At 56.0% G+C, this 16,989-nt stretch carries 15 protein-coding genes; all 15 read left to right on the top strand.

Annotation, left to right across the window (positions count from 1 at the left end):
• Positions 1-295 precede the first annotated feature (295 nt).
• Positions 296-952, top strand: a complete 657-nt coding sequence (locus tag DC3_RS28175; protein WP_146891943.1) for a hypothetical protein — start codon at positions 296-298, stop codon at positions 950-952.
• Positions 953-1,068: 116 nt separating this feature from the next.
• Positions 1,069-1,752, top strand: coding sequence for a helix-turn-helix transcriptional regulator (locus DC3_RS28170; protein ID WP_146891940.1), 684 nt, complete (start codon positions 1,069-1,071; stop codon positions 1,750-1,752).
• Positions 1,727-3,259 carry a malate synthase A gene (gene aceB / locus DC3_RS28165; RefSeq protein WP_146891937.1) on the top strand — a complete coding sequence of 511 codons (1,533 nt, stop codon included), beginning with the start codon at positions 1,727-1,729 and terminating at the stop codon, positions 3,257-3,259. The genes DC3_RS28170 and aceB overlap by 26 nt, the downstream gene beginning before the upstream one ends.
• A gap of 1 nt (position 3,260) precedes the next feature.
• Positions 3,261-4,484: an allantoate amidohydrolase gene (locus tag DC3_RS28160; protein ID WP_146891934.1), complete on the top strand. Its 1,224-nt coding sequence runs from the start codon at positions 3,261-3,263 to the stop codon at positions 4,482-4,484.
• Positions 4,485-4,487: 3 nt separating this feature from the next.
• Positions 4,488-5,225 (top strand): (S)-ureidoglycine aminohydrolase, encoded by a 738-nt coding sequence (gene allE, locus DC3_RS28155; RefSeq protein ID WP_146891931.1) that lies wholly within the window; start codon positions 4,488-4,490, stop codon positions 5,223-5,225.
• Positions 5,226-5,445: 220 nt separating this feature from the next.
• A complete protein-coding gene (locus DC3_RS29470) occupies positions 5,446-5,592 on the top strand; it encodes a hypothetical protein (protein WP_186816326.1) in 147 nt (48 codons plus the stop codon).
• Complete coding sequence (locus DC3_RS28150) at positions 5,589-6,833, top strand: M20 family metallo-hydrolase (protein ID WP_222594848.1); 1,245 nt, start codon at positions 5,589-5,591, stop codon at positions 6,831-6,833. Before DC3_RS29470 ends, DC3_RS28150 begins: the two co-directional genes overlap by 4 nt.
• Positions 6,834-6,990: 157 nt before the next feature.
• A complete protein-coding gene (gene uraD / locus DC3_RS28145; protein ID WP_146891927.1) occupies positions 6,991-7,494 on the top strand; it encodes a 2-oxo-4-hydroxy-4-carboxy-5-ureidoimidazoline decarboxylase in 504 nt (167 codons plus the stop codon).
• The gene (locus DC3_RS28140) at positions 7,481-8,848 is read left to right on the top strand and encodes an NAD(P)-binding domain-containing protein (protein ID WP_146891924.1); all 1,368 of its coding nucleotides are present in this window, start codon (positions 7,481-7,483) and stop codon (positions 8,846-8,848) included. Before uraD ends, DC3_RS28140 begins: the two co-directional genes overlap by 14 nt.
• Positions 8,836-9,177 carry a hydroxyisourate hydrolase gene (uraH, locus tag DC3_RS28135; RefSeq protein WP_146891921.1) on the top strand — a complete coding sequence of 114 codons (342 nt, stop codon included), beginning with the start codon at positions 8,836-8,838 and terminating at the stop codon, positions 9,175-9,177. The genes DC3_RS28140 and uraH overlap by 13 nt, the downstream gene beginning before the upstream one ends.
• A gap of 1 nt (position 9,178) precedes the next feature.
• Positions 9,179-10,477 carry an allantoinase AllB gene (allB, locus tag DC3_RS28130; protein ID WP_146891918.1) on the top strand — a complete coding sequence of 433 codons (1,299 nt, stop codon included), beginning with the start codon at positions 9,179-9,181 and terminating at the stop codon, positions 10,475-10,477.
• A complete protein-coding gene (locus tag DC3_RS28125; protein ID WP_146891915.1) occupies positions 10,407-11,780 on the top strand; it encodes an FAD binding domain-containing protein in 1,374 nt (457 codons plus the stop codon). Before allB ends, DC3_RS28125 begins: the two co-directional genes overlap by 71 nt.
• Positions 11,777-14,047 (top strand): xanthine dehydrogenase molybdopterin binding subunit, encoded by a 2,271-nt coding sequence (xdhB, locus tag DC3_RS28120; RefSeq protein ID WP_146891912.1) that lies wholly within the window; start codon positions 11,777-11,779, stop codon positions 14,045-14,047. The genes DC3_RS28125 and xdhB overlap by 4 nt, the downstream gene beginning before the upstream one ends.
• A complete protein-coding gene (gene xdhC / locus DC3_RS28115) occupies positions 14,034-14,852 on the top strand; it encodes a xanthine dehydrogenase accessory protein XdhC (protein ID WP_146891909.1) in 819 nt (272 codons plus the stop codon). The genes xdhB and xdhC overlap by 14 nt, the downstream gene beginning before the upstream one ends.
• Positions 14,853-15,028: 176 nt before the next feature.
• Positions 15,029-16,989, top strand: a 1,961-nt coding sequence (locus DC3_RS28110; protein ID WP_281292606.1) for a DNA methyltransferase, incomplete at its 3' end; no start/stop codon positions are given.

Here is a 16,989-nt window from a genome sequence, read left to right as displayed (position 1 = left end):
GGACCATGATGCATCTGTGATTCAATGCGATGTCTCCAACACACCCACCCTCCAACTGTCGGTCAGGTTGTGTTGGTCGCTGGATGCAGAGAACTTTAGATTTCATTGCCTGAGCGAGCCAGAATCAAAATGCTGAAAGAACTTCTCAGAGGCTTTGCTTCTGTAGACTGCATTTACTCTGGGATTCTGTCGGGGTCAAGGGCAGGAACATTGACATTCAATGGTGCACCATGTCCCTGGGTTTAATCATGAGTATCACTTTTCAGTTCTCATACGGTATGATTCTGACACGAAGATGGTTTTGCTTGCTGGCTTTATGTTCCTTGGAATTGCAGTTGCACAAGAGCAGTTGAAAGATTTTGACAACATTGGCACTCGAACCTGGCAAACCCAGCACCTTAAAGGAAGGGTCAAGAAGATTGAATACTGCAGTGTAGAACATCATCGCGATTGTTTTATCGACGAATTCAACGAATATGGCGTGAGTATATATGATCTGCAGATCAGAAAAAGCGTAGAAAGAGACGGGGACAGCCTAAAGATCCTCATCAACAATGATTTTTCTGAGGGATTCTATTATCTACAGCACCGAAAAATTGTCAGGGAAGAATATAGTGGAAATGATATTTTTATTATGATCTATAAATATGAAGGAGATCGCCTTATATACAAAGAAGAGGTTGTGACCGAGCCCACCCATACCATATCTTTTTCTAAATTCTTCGGTTACAAGTATGACAACAACGGAAATCTCGTCGAAGAAACCTTCAGAGACGAAGATGTCTCCTTTAAAACAGTGTATGATTGGAACTCAAAAATCAGTAAAACCTATGAGAATGATTCGACCAATCCGACTGAGGTGATTCATTTTGTTGTAGATGAGCAGGGGAACATCATAAAGGAATTCAAAAACGGGATTCTGGTTAGAGAAAATACCATTGCTTATTATTGAAATTGATTCCCGAGACACGTCCCCGATGCTTCCAGCGGTCCTTTGGCACAAACACGCTGTTCTGACACCCTGTCCAGAAATTTGACAATCTGCCAGAGCAGTCCTTAGACTGTCTCATGGCACGCAAGCCTGCCCCCAACCCTGCACACCACACTGCATTTGTTGCCCTCCAGTCTTTGCTGGACGGTCTGACCGCCACCCTGGGTTCCCAGACCGAGGTGGTGTTGCATGATTTCTCGGACCCGGACCACAGCATCCGGGCCATTTCGGGAGAGATCACCAAACGCAAGGTGGGCAGTCCAGTCAGCCCGAATGTCCTGTCCATCATGCAGGAAGGCAGAGATGCGCAGATGCGTCTCAATGTGGTGAACCGGACCGCAGAAGGACGGGTGGTCAAAACCAGCACCATCCCGCTCAGAGATGACCAGGGGGAGGTGTTTGGTGCCGTATGCATCAACATGGATGTCACCGAATTGCGTCTGGCCGCAGCTTTACTGACCGAGCTTGGAGGCGGTGAACTGGTGAGCACCCAGAGTTTCCCCCTCGAAGTCAGTGAGACGGTCCACAGTGTTCTGGACGAGGAGGAACGTAGACTCGGGGTGAGCCTGAACCGCCTTTCCAGAGCAGAGAAACAGAAACTCTGTGGCACGCTCGACAGGCGCGGCGTTTTTCAACTTCAGAAAGCCATTCCCATTGTCGCCAAAAGGCTGGGACTCTCACGGGCGAGCATTTACAGCTACCTGTCGGGGTTGCGCCAGTCAGAAACGGGGGATCATGACCTTACTGGCCCAGGTACCTGAAACTTTTCGAGAAATTCTTTCACCCGAAGCCCTGGAGTTCCTGCAGGCCCTGCATGTGCAGTTCAATGCCCGCAGGCTGGAACTGTTGCAGAAGCGTGAAGAGCGCAAATTGAAACTGGATGCAGGAGAGCTCTTTGATTTCCTGCCCGAAACCGAACACATCCGCACCTCTGAATGGAAAGTGGCCCCTGCCCCGCAGGATTTGCAGGACCGCAGGGTCGAGATCACCGGACCCGTGGACCGCAAAATGGTCATCAACGCCCTGAACAGTGGTGCAAAAGTCTTCATGGCGGATTTTGAAGACGCCAACAGCCCCACCTGGGAAAACTGCATCCAGGGCCAGATCAACCTCAGAGATGCCGTTGCAGGCACCATCTCTTTTGAAGGCTCAGGAAAAACCTACCGCCTGAACGATGAGATTGCCACGCTTCTGGTTCGCCCCAGAGGATGGCACCTGGACGAGAAGCACCTGCTGTTTTTCGGAGTGGAGATCTCTGCCAGTCTGTTTGACTTTGGCCTCTTCATCTTCCACAACCATGCAGCCCTGAAAGCAAAAGGCACCGGAGCCTATTTTTACCTGCCCAAGCTGGAAAGCCATCTGGAAGCCAGGCTCTGGAACGATGTTTTCACCTTCACCGAAGACCATCTGGGGCTCGAAAGAAGCTTCATCAGAGCCACAGTGCTGATCGAGACCCTCCCTGCGGCCTTCGAGATGGAAGAAATTCTGTATGAGCTGCGCGAACACTCTGCAGGCCTGAACTGTGGCCGCTGGGATTACATCTTCAGCCTCATCAAGAAGCTGCGCAACCACCCAGAATTCATCATGCCGGACCGCATCAAGGTCACCATGAATGCCCACATGATGCGCTCTTACTCCAGGCTTGCCATCCAGACCTGTCACAAACGGGGTGCCCACGCCATCGGGGGCATGAGTGCCTTCATTCCGGTCAAGAACGATGAGGAGGCCAACCAGAAAGCTTTTGAGCAGGTGCGTCTCGACAAGGAACGTGAAGCAGGAGACGGTCACGATGGCACATGGGTCGCTCACCCCGGTCTGGTTCCGGTGGCAAAAGAGGTCTTTGACCGCCTGATGCCTGAGGCCAATCAACTTTCCAAAATTCCAGATGTGCAGATCACCACAAAGGACCTTCTCACGGTGCCAGAGGGCACCATCACCGAGCAGGGCTTAAGGCAGAACATCAATGTGGGCATCCAGTACATCTGGTTCTGGCTTTCCGGGTTTGGAGCGGCCCCCATCAACAACCTGATGGAGGATGCAGCCACCGCAGAAATCTCCAGAACACAGGTCTGGCAGTGGATGCACCACGGGGCAAAGCTGGAAGATGGACGCACGGTCACCAAAGAGCTTGCCCAGGAGATCGTGAAAGAAGAACTGGAAAAGCTGGGAGAGAAATACCAGCAGGCCGCAGACCTCTTCTGGAAGGTGGCCTGCACCACCCCCCTGATCGACTTTCTCACCGTGCCGGGTTACGAGCTTCTGGGTTGACATGGACGCCAGAGCCCTGACCGAACAGGTGTTGAAACGCTGTGAACTGCTGTCCCACTGCACCGACGTGCCCGGACAGGTTCACCGTGTCTTTCTGTCTTCTGCCACCCGTGCCGCCCACCGATACCTCACCGAGTGGATGAAAGACGCCGGTCTGGAGGTCCGGGTGGATGCCATCGGCAACGTCAGAGGACTGAAACGCAGTCCGAATCCGAATGCCAGAACCTTCATTGTTGCCTCGCACATCGACAGTGTGCCCAATGGGGGCAAGTACGACGGAACGCTGGGCGTCCTGATGGGCATTGCCCTTTCACACCTCTTCAAACCCGAAGACCTGCAGCACCACCTGGAGATCGTCGCCTTCAGTGAAGAAGAAGGGGTGAGGTTCCAGCAGCCCTTTCTGGGGTCCTCCACCCTGGCAGGCAGCTTCCAGGCCGAATGGCTCAAGAAAAAGGACGCTGAACACCAGACCCTCTCCGAAACCCTGTTCCGGTGGGGTCTGGACCAGAACCGCATCCCCATTGAGGCCTATGAACCCAGAGAACTGCTGGGATACTTTGAAATCCACATCGAGCAGGGACCTGTGCTGGCCGAAAAAGGCCTTCCTGTCGGGGTGGTCAGTGGAATTGTGGGCCAGTCCAGACTGAACCTGACCTTTCTGGGAAAAGCCGGGCACGCTGGAACCACCCCCATGCCCATGAGGCTTGACGCCCTGACCGGGGCAGCAGAATTCATCTCCTGCGTGGAAAATCATGCCCTGGGCACGCCGGGCCTGGTCGCCACCGTGGGCAAGGTGGAGGTGAAACCCAACACCAGCAACGTCATTCCAGAGCAGGTGCAACTGAGTCTGGATGTGCGTCACCTGTCTGATGAGAAGCGGCTCTCTGCCGTGCAGGAACTGCTGCATGAGGCCCACATGATCACCCAGAAAAGGCACATCGGGCTGCAGCATGAACTTCCCCTCGACCAGAAAGCCGTGATCTGCGAAGACAGGCACATGGAACTTCTGCTTGACGCCTGCAAATTCTGCGGGCTTCCCGAATTCACCCTGCCAAGTGGAGCAGGACATGACGCCATGGTGATGGCGCAGGTGACAGACGTGTCCATGCTGTTTGTCCGCTCCCCCAATGCGATCAGCCACCACCCCGATGAAACCGTGCAGTTTGAGGATGTCGAAGCCGCCCTGAAAGTCTCCGGGCATTTTCTGAACCAGATCCTGAGGTGAGCCATGCAACGTCTGGGATTCACACGCAGCAAGATCCGACCGAATTACACCCTCCACACCCCTGATGCATTTGTTCGGGCCCCCCTCCCAGGAATGCGCAATGCCACCGCGATCGTGCACATCTCCCCCCATCTGGGTGCAAAATTCACCCAGTACACTGCAGAATTGCAAGCTGGTGGGGAACTCGGGGTGCTGCCCACAGGCTTCAGCCGCTTCGTTTACGTGCATGGGGGTTCTGTGCGCCTGACGGTGGGCACCAACCAGCGCACCCTGCAATCTGCAGGTTATGCCTACCTGCCCCCAGGACTGAGCCACACCCTGACTTCAGATGATGTGGCCCGCCTGACCGTGATCGAAAAACCCTACGTGCCGCTGGGAGAGGTCCCGGCTCCAGATTTCGTGATTGGCAACGCCAGCGAGGTTCTGGTGAAACCCCTCCCAGGCGAGGACCGCATTGACCTCCAGACCTTGCTTCCAGACCACCCAGCCTTTGACTTCGCAGTGAATGTGATGACTTACCCCCCAGGCGTGACCCTCCCCTTTGTGGAAATCCACGTGATGGAACACGGTCTGGTGATGCTGCAGGGAGAAGGTGTCTACTTGCTGAACGAAGACCACCACGCGGTCAAAGCAGGCGATGTGATCTACATGGCCCCTTACTGCCCCCAGTGGTTCACTTCGTCCAATGGGGTGTCTGGGTATCTGATCTACAAGGACGTGAATCGGCATCCGCACGTTTAGGCCCTTTCTGGGGTTGCTTCCGCTGAAATCCCCCCACTTCTTGCCTCTACTACGTGCTTCTTGCCTCTGACTGCGTGCTCACGGGACGGCCCGTTTCGCACTGAGTCGCTTGCGGGACGGCCCGCGTCGCACTCAGGCACTTAACGAAGGGGGGTTGGTGGAAAACTCAACTGGAGACCATGCCAGACGCACACCAAGTCCCCTCCAACCAGGGAGGCTGATGAATGACCCCATTGGAGACCATGCCAGACGCACACCAAGTCCCCCAACGCTGACGGGGGACCGTGCCAAGCGAAGCGCGGCACAGGGGGATTTCAGCCTCAGCACCCTCAAAAGCCCACCTCACCCACACCCAGAGGACCCATGACTGAAATGAACATTGACATTGATGCCCTGATGCATGAACTGGAAGAGCTTGCGGCTTTCAGTGACACCCCTCCTCCATCGGTGACCCGTGTGCTCTGGACGGAGACCGACCAGAAAGCCAGAGCGTACCTGAAACGCCGGATTGAGGAGGCCGGATTTTCCTGGCGGGAAGATGCCATCGGGAACATTTTTGCCACCTTTGAAGGCAAAAATCCCAGGCTGCCAAAGGTGGGCACAGGCTCTCACATTGATGCCATTCCTCATGCAGGCAAGTATGACGGAACAGTGGGCGTTCTGGGTGGCCTCGAAGCGATGCGCGCCCTGAAGCGCTCTGGTTTCCAGCCACGCAGGTCCATCGAACTGCTGGTCTTCAATGCCGAAGAACCCACCCGCTTTGGGGTGGGCTGTCTGGGGTCCCGAATGCTCAGTGGTGCCCTGAAACCAGAAGAGGCCCTGAAATTCAGAGACCAGGACCACATGTCTTTTGATGATGCCAGAGCACAGGGGGGATTCCTGGGAGACCTCGGCAAAGTCCAGCTTTCCGACCAGCATTACTTTGCTTTTGTGGAGCTGCACATCGAGCAGATGCCAAACCTGGAAAAGGCTGGGCTTCCCATCGGGGTGGTGACAGCCATTGCTGCACCCAGCAGTTTCAAGTTGCACCTGACGGGCCAGGGGGGACATGCCGGAGCTGTGCTGATGCCAGACCGCAAAGACGCTTTTCTGGCCGCCAGTGAAATTGCCCTGTGCATCGAGCAGGCCGTGAAGGACCATGGCACCATCGACACCGTGGGCACAGTGGGTCTGGTGCAGGTGCATCCCAATGCCATCAACAGCATTCCCAGCAAGGTGGAACTGGGGGTGGACCTCAGAGACATTGAGGCGACACGCAGGGACCGTGTGCTGCAGAGTCTTCTGCAGGCGGCAGAGGACATCTGCCTGAAACGCGGCATCCGCATGGAACTCGAGATGCTCAATCAGGACCCCCCTTCAAAATCTGACCCCATGCTGGTGAAGACCATCCAGAGCAACTGTGAAAAGCTGGGGATTCCTTATCAGAACATGGTTTCCCGTGCCTATCATGACAGCCTGTTCATGGCAAGAATTGCCCCCACTGCCATGATTTTCATTCCCTGCAAAGATGGCATCAGCCACAGGCCAGATGAGTACGCCAGTCCTGAACACATCAGAACAGGGGTTGAGGTGCTGGCAGGGGTGCTGAGGGATCTGGGGGAGGTTTGACAATCTCCCCCTCACCCCCTAAACTACCTTAAATTTGGCGTTCTCACGCCAGAATCCCTCTTCCCTGGGGGACCCCAAAAGCCCTTTTCCCTTGCCAATTGCCTTCTGAAGTTCTGGTCTTGATGCGCTCCCTCCCGTTCGGGGGAAAGGAGTTGGGATGTTGAACTTTTCCACCATTGAAACGCTGGACCGTGAATCCTTCGTGCGTGAACTCGGGTGGCTGTTTGAGCACTCCCCGTGGGTGGTTGAACGGGCTGCGAATTATCTGCCTTTCAAGGATGTGGATGGGGTGCTGTGGGCCTTCAATCTGGTGCTGCAGGACGCCTCAATGGATGAGCAGCTTTCATTGATCCGGGCACATCCCGATCTGGCCACAAAAGCGAAGCTGACAGATGCTTCGCAGCAAGAGCAGGGCAGTGTGGGTCTGGACCGTCTGGACCCGACACGTTTTGAGCTGTTCCAGAAACTCAATTCTGCATACAAATCCCGTTTCGGGTTTCCGTTTATCATTGCGGTAAAGGACAACACCGTCGATACGATTCTGCAGGCTTTTGAAGTGCGCCTGATGAACGATGCCGACTCCGAGCGCCGCGAGGCCCTGCGGCAAATCGAGCGCATTGTGTTTCATCGGCTGAAGGGGGCCCTCGGTGACGCTCATTGAACTGGAAGACCGTGTGAAGAAGGATCTGGAGTTGCTGCGTTATCCTGCCCGGGACTGGATTCCCGAGACCCCTGGAACGCTGGATGTGCTGATCATCGGGGGCGGTCAGGCGGGTCTGACCATTGCATTCGGTCTGATGCGTGAGCGGGTGAACCGCATTCTGGTGCTGGACGAGCACGGTGAGGGGCAGGAGGGGGTGTGGGAGTCTTTTGCCCGCATGCGCACCCTGCGCACCCCGAAGCACCTGACGGGGCCGGACCTGGGCATTCCCAGCATGACCTTTCAGGCGTATTTTGAGGCCCGTTTTTCGGAGGAAGAATACCAGAAGATGGGCAAAATTCCCCGTCCGCTGTGGATGGAGTACCTGCGCTGGTACCGCCACATGACAAAGGTGCCTGTGGAAAACCGGGCGAAAGTCCAGAAGATCATTCCGCTGGATCAGGGGTTTGAGGTGGTTTACAGGACGCCTGAGGGCATCACTTCCCACAGGGCCAGGCGGGTGGTCTGGGCCACCGGAATGGGTGGGGCAGGGTTCTGGAAGAATCCTGAGTGTGCGGCTGGTCTCCCCCGGTCCCACTTTGCCCACACCTGCGAGGAAATTGATTTTGATCGGCTTGCAGGCAAGCGGGTGGGCGTTCTGGGCGCAGGAGCGAGTGCATTTGACAATGCAGGGTGCGCGCTGGAGGCAGGGGCAAAAGTGGACCTGTACATGCGCCAGAAGACCTTCCCCAGCGTCAACTACTACCGATTTTTTGAATTCACGGGGTTTCTGAAGCACACTGCAGACCTCCCGGATGAAATGAAGCTGCAATGGCTGAAGTTCCTTCTGGCCCCCCAGCCTCCCACGGATGACAATGTGGCCCGGACCCGCAACCATCCGGCGTTCACCCTGCATCCGGGTTGCAACTGGCAATCTGCCCGCTTCGAGGACGGGAAAGTGGTGGTGCAGACCGATCAGGGGGAGGAGGAGTTCGATTTTGTGATCTTTGGGACGGGCTTTCAGGTCAATCCACGGGTCAGGCCCGAGTTCAAGCTGTTCCGGGAGTTCATTGCCACGTGGGGAGACCGGTATCCCCTCAAAGGGGATGTTGCAGAATTCTATCCCTATCTGGGGCCGGATTATTCTTTTCAGGAGACCCAGCCTGGGTGCTGCCCTCCTTTGAAACACCTGTATGATTTCAGCTTCGGGGCGACAGCAAGCATGGGCCTGAGTGGAGCGTCCATCTCCAGCATGAAGTATGCCATTCCCCGTCTGGTGGACAGCATCACCCGCAGTTTCTACCTGGAAGACGCCGAGCACCATTTGAACAGGGTGAAACTCTATGCCGATGAGGAGGTCACATGGCCGGTCTGACCACCCACGTGCTGGACCTCACCCTGGGCACCCCCGCAGAGGGTCTGGTCCTGAGGCTTTACCGATGGACAGAAAACAGGGAACTGATCAAAGAGGTCTCCACCAATGCAGATGGTCGAACGTCTGCCCCCCTGCTCTCTGAGGATGAACTCTCCCTCGGGACATATGAGCTGGAGTTTGATGTGCTGGAGTACCACAATGCTGCTGGCATCACCGGAGGGTTTTTGACCCTGGTCCCGATCCGGTTCACCGTCACAGACCTGAGCAGGCATTACCATGTGCCCCTGCTGCTCTCTGCTTTCGGGTACAGCACATACAGGGGGTCCTGAAATGCTCGATCTGCTGGTCCGCAATGCCGTGCTGCCCGGTGGAGAACGTGTGGACATCGGGGTGCAGGATGAGAAATTCGCTGTGCTGACTCCAGAGGTTCAGCAGGACGCCAAAATCTCTTTTAATGCAGAAGGGCTGACGGTTCTGTCCGGGTTGATTGACATGCATGTGCACTTCAATGAGCCAGGGAACACCCACTGGGAAGGGGTCTTCACAGGCTCACGGGCTTTTGCAGCAGGTGGAGGGTGCGTCTTTGTGGACATGCCCCTGAATTCCATCCCGACCACACTGGACCGGACCAGCCTGGAGTTCAAGAAAGAGGCCATGAAACAATCCCAGACGGATTATGCCCTGTGGGGTGGTCTGACGCCCATCAACCTGGATTGTCTGGAAGAACTCGCTGAAGGGGGAGTGATTGGCTTCAAGGCTTTCATGAGCGATTCTGGCCTCCCTGAGTTTGAGAATGTGAGTCCGGGGGTGCTCCATCAGGGCATGGAGCGGGCCGCGAAACTCGGGCTGCCTGTGGCCGTGCATGCGGAAGATCCGCAGCATCTGGGGGCTTACCGGAACATGGAAGATTTCACCGCCTCCAGACCCATCGCAGCAGAGAACAGTGCCGTGCAGATTGCACTGGACATTGCGAGGGACACGGGCTGTCATCTGCATCTGGTGCACCTGTCCAATGTGGAGGCTGTGATGCTGGCCCTGAATGCCAGGGAGCAGGGGGTGAAAGTCAGCATCGAAACCTGCCCGCACTACCTGTTTTTCAACGAACAGGACCTGCTGGACCAGGGGGTTCTGCTGAAGTGTGCCCCTCCACTCAGGCCCGAGGTGGACCGCCGCATGCTCTTGAAAGCGGTGGAAAAAGGCTGGGTGGATGTGATCGGTTCAGACCACTCCCCTGCCCCACCAGACATGAAAAGAGGGGACTTTGCTGCGGCCTGGGGTGGGATTTCCAGTGTGCAGACCACCCTGAGTGTGCTGCTCACGCTCGGGCTGGGGTTTGAACAGGTCCAGAAGCTTCTCAGTGAGCATCCTGCACTGCTGCTGGGCATGCAGGAGAAAGGCAGGCTTCAGGTGGGTCTGGACGCCGATTTTCTGCTGCTGGACCCGCAGGAGAAAGTCCTCACCGTGGGTGAACTCCAGGACCGCCACAGGCTCAACCCCTATCTTTCTCATGGCCTGAGAGGTAGAGTGCTATACAACTTTGTGAGAGGACATCCAGTGTATGAAAGAGGGCAGTTTTCCAGTTTCACCCCAAAACAGATCCAGCGTCACCCTCAGGGTCAACGGCTCTGAGCATGTGCTGAACCCAGAACACCTCACCCTGCCCCTCTTGCACACCCTGCGCGGCCTTGGGTTTACGAGTTGCAAAGAAGGCTGTGGAGAAGGCGAATGCGGGGCCTGCGCTGTGGTCCTCCGTTCCGCAAGCGCACAGGGCAGTCCTTACACCCCTCTGAATGCCTGCCTGACCCTGACCGGAAGCGTGGTGGATTATGACGTGCTGACCGCAGAAGGTTTGCATCAGCACCCGGTCCAGAGCGCCATGGTGAACTTCAATGGCTCCCAGTGCGGTTACTGCACCCCTGGATTTGTGATGAGCATGTTCTCCGAGTATTACAGAGAAAGGCCCTTCGATCTGGAGGCCATCTCGGGCAATCTGTGCCGCTGCACGGGATACCGGGCCATTCGGGATGCAGCCCTGAGCCTTCCAGCTCCCGAACAGGATGCCTTCTCGCAGCTTGCTGTCCCGGAAGTGCAAACCCTCGCAGCAGACCGTTTCTACCGTCCAACCAGCCTGAGAGATGCGCTTCTGTGGCTGAACCAGAACCCGGACGCCAGGGTGCTTGCCGGGGGCACGGACGCCATTGTGGAATACAACCAGAGGGATGTGCGGCCTGAGCGCTACCTGGATGTGAACCTGATCCCGGAACTGAATGCACTGCTCAGAACAGAAACAGGGCACAGGGTGGGAGCAGCAGTGACCCTCAGTGAACTGGAAAGCATCGTGCCAGAGCAGCTGAAAAAAGACTGGCTGGACCGGTATGCCTCCAGACTGATCCGAAATCGGGCGACCCTTGGGGGCTCCCTGGTGACCGCTTCTCCCATCGGGGACGCGGCCCCTTTGCTGCTGGCCCTGGATGCCAGTGTGGCCATTGCCACGCTGGATGGCGAGAAGAAGGTGTCCCTCTCTGAATTCTTCACGGGTTACCGCGCCACCCTGCTCAAACCTGGAGAACTGCTGCAGGCCATTGAGTTCGCAGATTTCCCCCAGACATTGCACTTCTTCAAAGTGACCAAACGGCACCACGATGACATCAGTTCTGTGGCCATTGCCCTCGACATCCAGCAAAACCAGGGGGTGATCTCCTCTGCTCGAATCGGACTGGGGGGTGTGGCTGCAACCCCCATCCGGGCCAGAGAGGCCGAAGAGCGCATGGTGGGCAAAAAGCCTCTGGACGCCCTGAAAGATGCCCTGGACATTCTGGAAGCCACCTTGCACCCGATCAGCGATCACCGGGCCAGCAGCGAGTACCGCAAGCAGGTCACCCTGAAGATCATCGGGCACTATTTTGAAGAACACCTGGGGGTGATGGCATGAGCAAGCACGAAAGCGCATGGCTGCACGTGGATGGGCGCGCCCGTTTCACCGAAGACCTCCTGCGGGACCACCCGCACGCCCTGCACGCCTACCCGGTGCAGTCTCCCCATGCACACGCCAGGGTGCTGGGCATCGACACCGCACTGGCTGAAGTGTCCGAGGGTGTGGTGCGGGTCCTGACCGCAAAAGACGTGCCTGGCGTCAATGACACGGGCATCTCCAGACGGGATGAGCCCCTCTTTCCTGAACTTGTGGAACATGCAGGTCAGGCCGTGGTGTGGGTGCTGGCAAAGACCCGCGAGCAGGCCAGGATCGGTGCCCAGCAGGTCAAGGTGGAATACGAACCCCTGAAGCCCATTCTGGGCCTGAAAGAGGCCATCGAACAGGGATCTTTCCACAGTGCCCCCATCCGCATGTCCAGAGGGCAGACAGAGCAGGCACTGGAAAACGCCGAACACCTGAAAGAAGGGGAACTGCAAATTGGGGGGCAGGAGCACTTCTATCTGGAAACCCAGGCCACCCTGGCAAAACTGGATGAGAGTGGCACCCTGTTTGTGCACTCCAGCACCCAGCACCCCAGTGAAACGCAGGACATTGTGGCCCGGGTTCTGGGCGTGCCCCGCAGCGAGGTCATCGTGCAGTGCACCCGCATGGGTGGGGGCTTCGGAGGCAAGGAATCCCAGGCCAATCCGTATGCCTCTGTTGCAGCCCTGGGGGCAAAACTGACCGGGAAACCGGTGCTGGTGCGTCTGAGCCGTGCCCAGGACACCACACTGAGTGGCAAGCGTCACCCTTTTTACGCCCGGTATCAGGTGGGCTTCACTTCTGAGGGAATGCTGCAGGCCTTAAAACTCGACCTGTACGCAGATGGGGGGTTCAGTCTGGACCTCTCGGAACCCATCGTGTCCAGAGCCCTTTTCCACTCTGACAATGCGTACTTCATTCCCCACATGCAGGTGACCGGGCGGGTCTGCAAAACGCACAAGACCTCCCAGACAGCGTTCAGGGGTTTTGGTGGTCCACAGGGCATGGTGGTGATTGAGCACATCGTCGATCTGGTGGCCCGCACCTTGAATCTCCCTCCCCATGAGGTCCGGCAGAAGAATTTCTACTCGCCTGAAGAATTCACCCATTATGGGCAGCAGGTCACCGACGCCTGGAAGATGAACCGGGTCTGGGAAGAGGCCTTGCTTCGCAGCCACTACCTGAAGCGCACCGAGGAAATTCGCAGTTTCAATGCGGTAAACCGCACGAAGGTCAGAGGGCTGGCCATCACCCCCGTCAAATTCGGGATCTCTTTCACCATGACGGCCTACAATCAGGCCGGAGCCCTGGTCCTGATCTACCAGGATGGCAGTGTACAGGTGAACCACGGGGGCACCGAGATGGGACAGGGCCTGCACACCAAAATCCAGGCCATTGCCTCCAGAACACTTGGCATTGCTCCAGAGAAGATCAAGGTGATGCCCACCCGCACGGACAAGGTGCCCAACACCTCGGCCACTGCAGCATCCACAGGTTCCGACCTGAACGGGGGTGCTGTGCGCAATGCCTGTGAGAGGCTGAAAAGCCGCCTGCTGGAGGTTGCTGCAAAACACCACCAGCTGGAAAAAGAACACCTGGACCTGAAAGAAGGTTTCTTCTGGCACCAGGGTGAAAAGATCTGGACATTTGAAGAGGCAGTTAAAGCAGCCTATTACCAGCGCATTCAGCTGTTCTCCGATGGATTTTATGCCACACCACACATCCACTGGGACAGGGAGAAAGCCACCGGGCGGCCTTTTGCCTATTTCTCTTATGGTGCCTGCGTGGCAGAAATTGAACTGGACACCGTGACCGGAATGCATCAGGTCAGGCAGGTGGACATCGTTCATGATGTGGGGGAAAGCCTGACCCCTGCCATTGACAGAGGACAGGTGGAAGGGGGCTTCATTCAGGGCATGGGCTGGCTCACCCTGGAAGACCTGCGCTGGAACGATGCCGGGCTTCTGGCGACCCGCAACGCCTCGACTTACAAACTCCCCACCCTGATGGACGCTCCAGAGGTGTTCAACGTGCATCTGCTGGAAAACACCCCCCAGGAAGGGGTGGTGTTTGGTTCCAAGGCTGTGGGTGAACCCCCCCTGATGCTGGCCATTGCCGTGCGTGAGGCCATCAAGGACGCCCTGCACACCCTCACCGGGCATTTTGCGGATGTACCCTCTCCGATCACCCCGGAAGTCAGTTTCTTTGCTGCAAAGATCAAAAAGGCACATGTTCTGGGCTGAGTGGACCGAAACCCTGCACAGGCTTTCCGAAGCTGGAGAAGATGCGGTCATGGTGACCCTGATGCACGTCAGGGGCCATGCCCCCCAGAAAGCAGGCGTGAAAATGCTGGTGACAAAAGACCAGACCTTTCACACGCTGGGGGGTGGCTTCATGGAACACCATGCCACCGAGAAAGCCAGGATGCTTTTGCAGGGCAACACCGATGAGCCTGTCTCGGAAATGCTCAGGCTCACCCAGAAAGAAACCCCTGCCCACACGGTCCAGTGCTGCGGAGGGGAAGTGACCCTGCTTTACGAGGTGATCCGTTTTCACAGACAGACGGTGGCCATTTATGGTCTGGGGCACATCGGACAGGCGGTGGCTTTTCACCTGGGGAGGCTTCCCATCGAACTTCACCTGTTTGACAGCAGGGAAAACCACCTGCCAGCGTTGAGCCATACAAGAGCCAGGGTTCAGGTGCATCACGCTCCAATTCCAGAAGCCACGGCTTCAGACCTGCCAGTGGGTGCCCTGCTCCTGATCATGACCCATGACCACGCCACGGACCTTGCTGTTCTGGAAATGGCCCTGCGCAGGAAGGATTTTGCATTCATCGGGGTGATTGGCTCGAAAGTCAAACGCCAGAATTTCAGGCAACACTTGCTGAGAGAGGGGTTTGAAGCTGCAGATCTGGAACGCATCACCTCTCCGGTGGGCCTTCCAGGCATCCCTTCCAAGGACCCGGAAGTGATTGCACTGGGGGTCTCTGCCCAGATTTTGCAGGTGTTGCAGAACAAAGCCTCAGATCCAGGAACGGGCAGGTAGCAACCTGCAACCAACACCAGAAGCACAGCATGAAAGCCTCTTCTTTCCGAAAAAAAGCCTTGTCAGGGGTTCACATGACAGGAATGCTCCTGCTGGATCTGCAGGGAATGGCCAGGGCAAAAGCCCAGGAATCCACTGTTTGTATTCACATGAGAATCCGATAAGATGAACCCACGATGACTGAACCGCTCCTTACCGCCCACACACCTGAGGCGGGTCCACAAAAATCCACCAATGAGACCAAATTTGTCAGTCTCCTGCACGACCAGATTCTGAAACTCGATCAAGCAGAGCTGGATTTTGGCCTTTACCGCATCCTGAACCGAAGACGGACAGACATCACCGACTACCTGAAGAAAAGACTGCCTGCCATCCTGCAAAAATCAGTTGGAGGAGCAGCAGAGAAACAAATCCGTGAACTGGAAACCCAACTTACAGACTTGCAGCAAAAACTCAATGCTGCCGCTGCAGGCATGGGATATGACGAGGGTGCTTTTGTGGAAGGAAAAGTCCTTCCTGCACTGGAAACCGTTCCCAATGCACAAAAATACCAGCAGTTGAGTGCACAGCTGGACATGCTCAAAGCACAACAGGCCCTCTCTGGCACCGAAATGGACCAGCTCTACCTGCACCTGCTGACTTTTTTTGGCCGTTACTACCAGGGTGGAGATTTCCTGACCGTCCCCAGACGGGGCCGATCCCGCTTTTTTGCCCCATACGGAGGACAGGATACCCTCTTCCACTGGCGTTCGCGTGGCAGCCATTACGTCAAGACCAGTACCGAATTGCGCACTTACGCATACACCCCACAAAACCCACCACCCGGAGGTCCCAGGACCATCCGCTTTGAATTGATTGAAGCAGACACCGAACAAAACAACGTCAAAGGATCAAGGCGTTACTTTTTCCCCCACCCACAACAGATCAGTCTTCAAGGCGACGTTCTGACCCTGCCTTTCAGCTTCCGGCCCTTCACCGCTGAAGAAGAGGCCAACTACAAAACCAGAAGCAAGAAAAACGAAGATGAAGACGACACAGAAGAAAACAGTGGCAGCATTCAGGACCAGCTGCTTCAGGAACACCTGAAATCCAAAGCCCTCCCTGAAGCAGCAAGCAAAGTGGACGCAGAAGAACTGTACAGGCAAGCCAGAAGGTACGCCCGCAAAAACACCAGTGACTACTTTGTTCACCCCAATCTGGGACCCTTTCTGAAAGCAGAGCTGGACCAGTACCTGCTGCGTGAATACCTGCGTCCAGAAAGCCTGCAAAGCCCCGAAACCCTGCAGGACCGCTTTGTCAAATACCGTGCCCTCAAAGAAGCCGCAGAAGGCCTGATCGACTTCTTGCACCAGCTGGAAGACTTCCAGGCCCAGCTTTTTGAGAAACGCAAATTTGTTTACGCTGCCGACTACCTGATGCCTGTCCGTCTGGTCCCCGAGCACCTCTGGCCTGACCTGCTCTCAAGCCACCCCCAGCTTGAAGCCTGGCGTGACCTGTTCCACCTGGATCTCACAGCAAAGTCCCCAGAAGACAGAACCCAGGCTTTGAAGGAACACCCCACCCTGGTGGTGGACACAAGACACCATGCCCCCCAGATCAAACACCAGTTGCTTGCCTCTTTTGACAACATTGAGGCCAATCTGGATGGTGTACTGGTGCATGGGGAGAACTATGGGGCTTTGCGATCCCTGGAACCCACATACAGGGAAAGGGTCAAATTGATTTACATTGACCCACCGTACAACACGGGCGGCGATGGGTTTCTGTACAAAGATGAATACAGCAAACACAGCACCTGGCTGAGCATGATCCATGAAAGGGTCAGCATCAGTAAAAATTTTCTTTCGATGGATGGTGTTCTCTTTGCCAGCATTGATGACGACGAGCAATCCAGGCTGACTGAAGTTCTAAGGGAAGATTTTGGCGATGAAAATTTGGTGGCCAACATCATCTGGCAGAAAAAGTATTCTCCTGCCAATGACGCAAGATTTTTTAGTGATGATCATGATTTTATTCAGGTTTTTGCCAAGGACATAAATGCCTGGCGACCTCAAAAGTTGGCAAGGACTGACGATCAAAATAAGCTATATCAGAATCCTGACAATGATCCAGCGGGACCTTGGATGTCTGGAGACTC

Origin of the sequence: Deinococcus cellulosilyticus NBRC 106333 = KACC 11606, from assembly GCF_007990775.1 — a bacterium.
Classification (GTDB): domain Bacteria; phylum Deinococcota; class Deinococci; order Deinococcales; family Deinococcaceae; genus Deinococcus_C; species Deinococcus_C cellulosilyticus.
The sequence above is the reverse complement of the archived record's forward strand: the minus strand, read 5'-3'. Positions and strand labels throughout refer to the sequence as shown.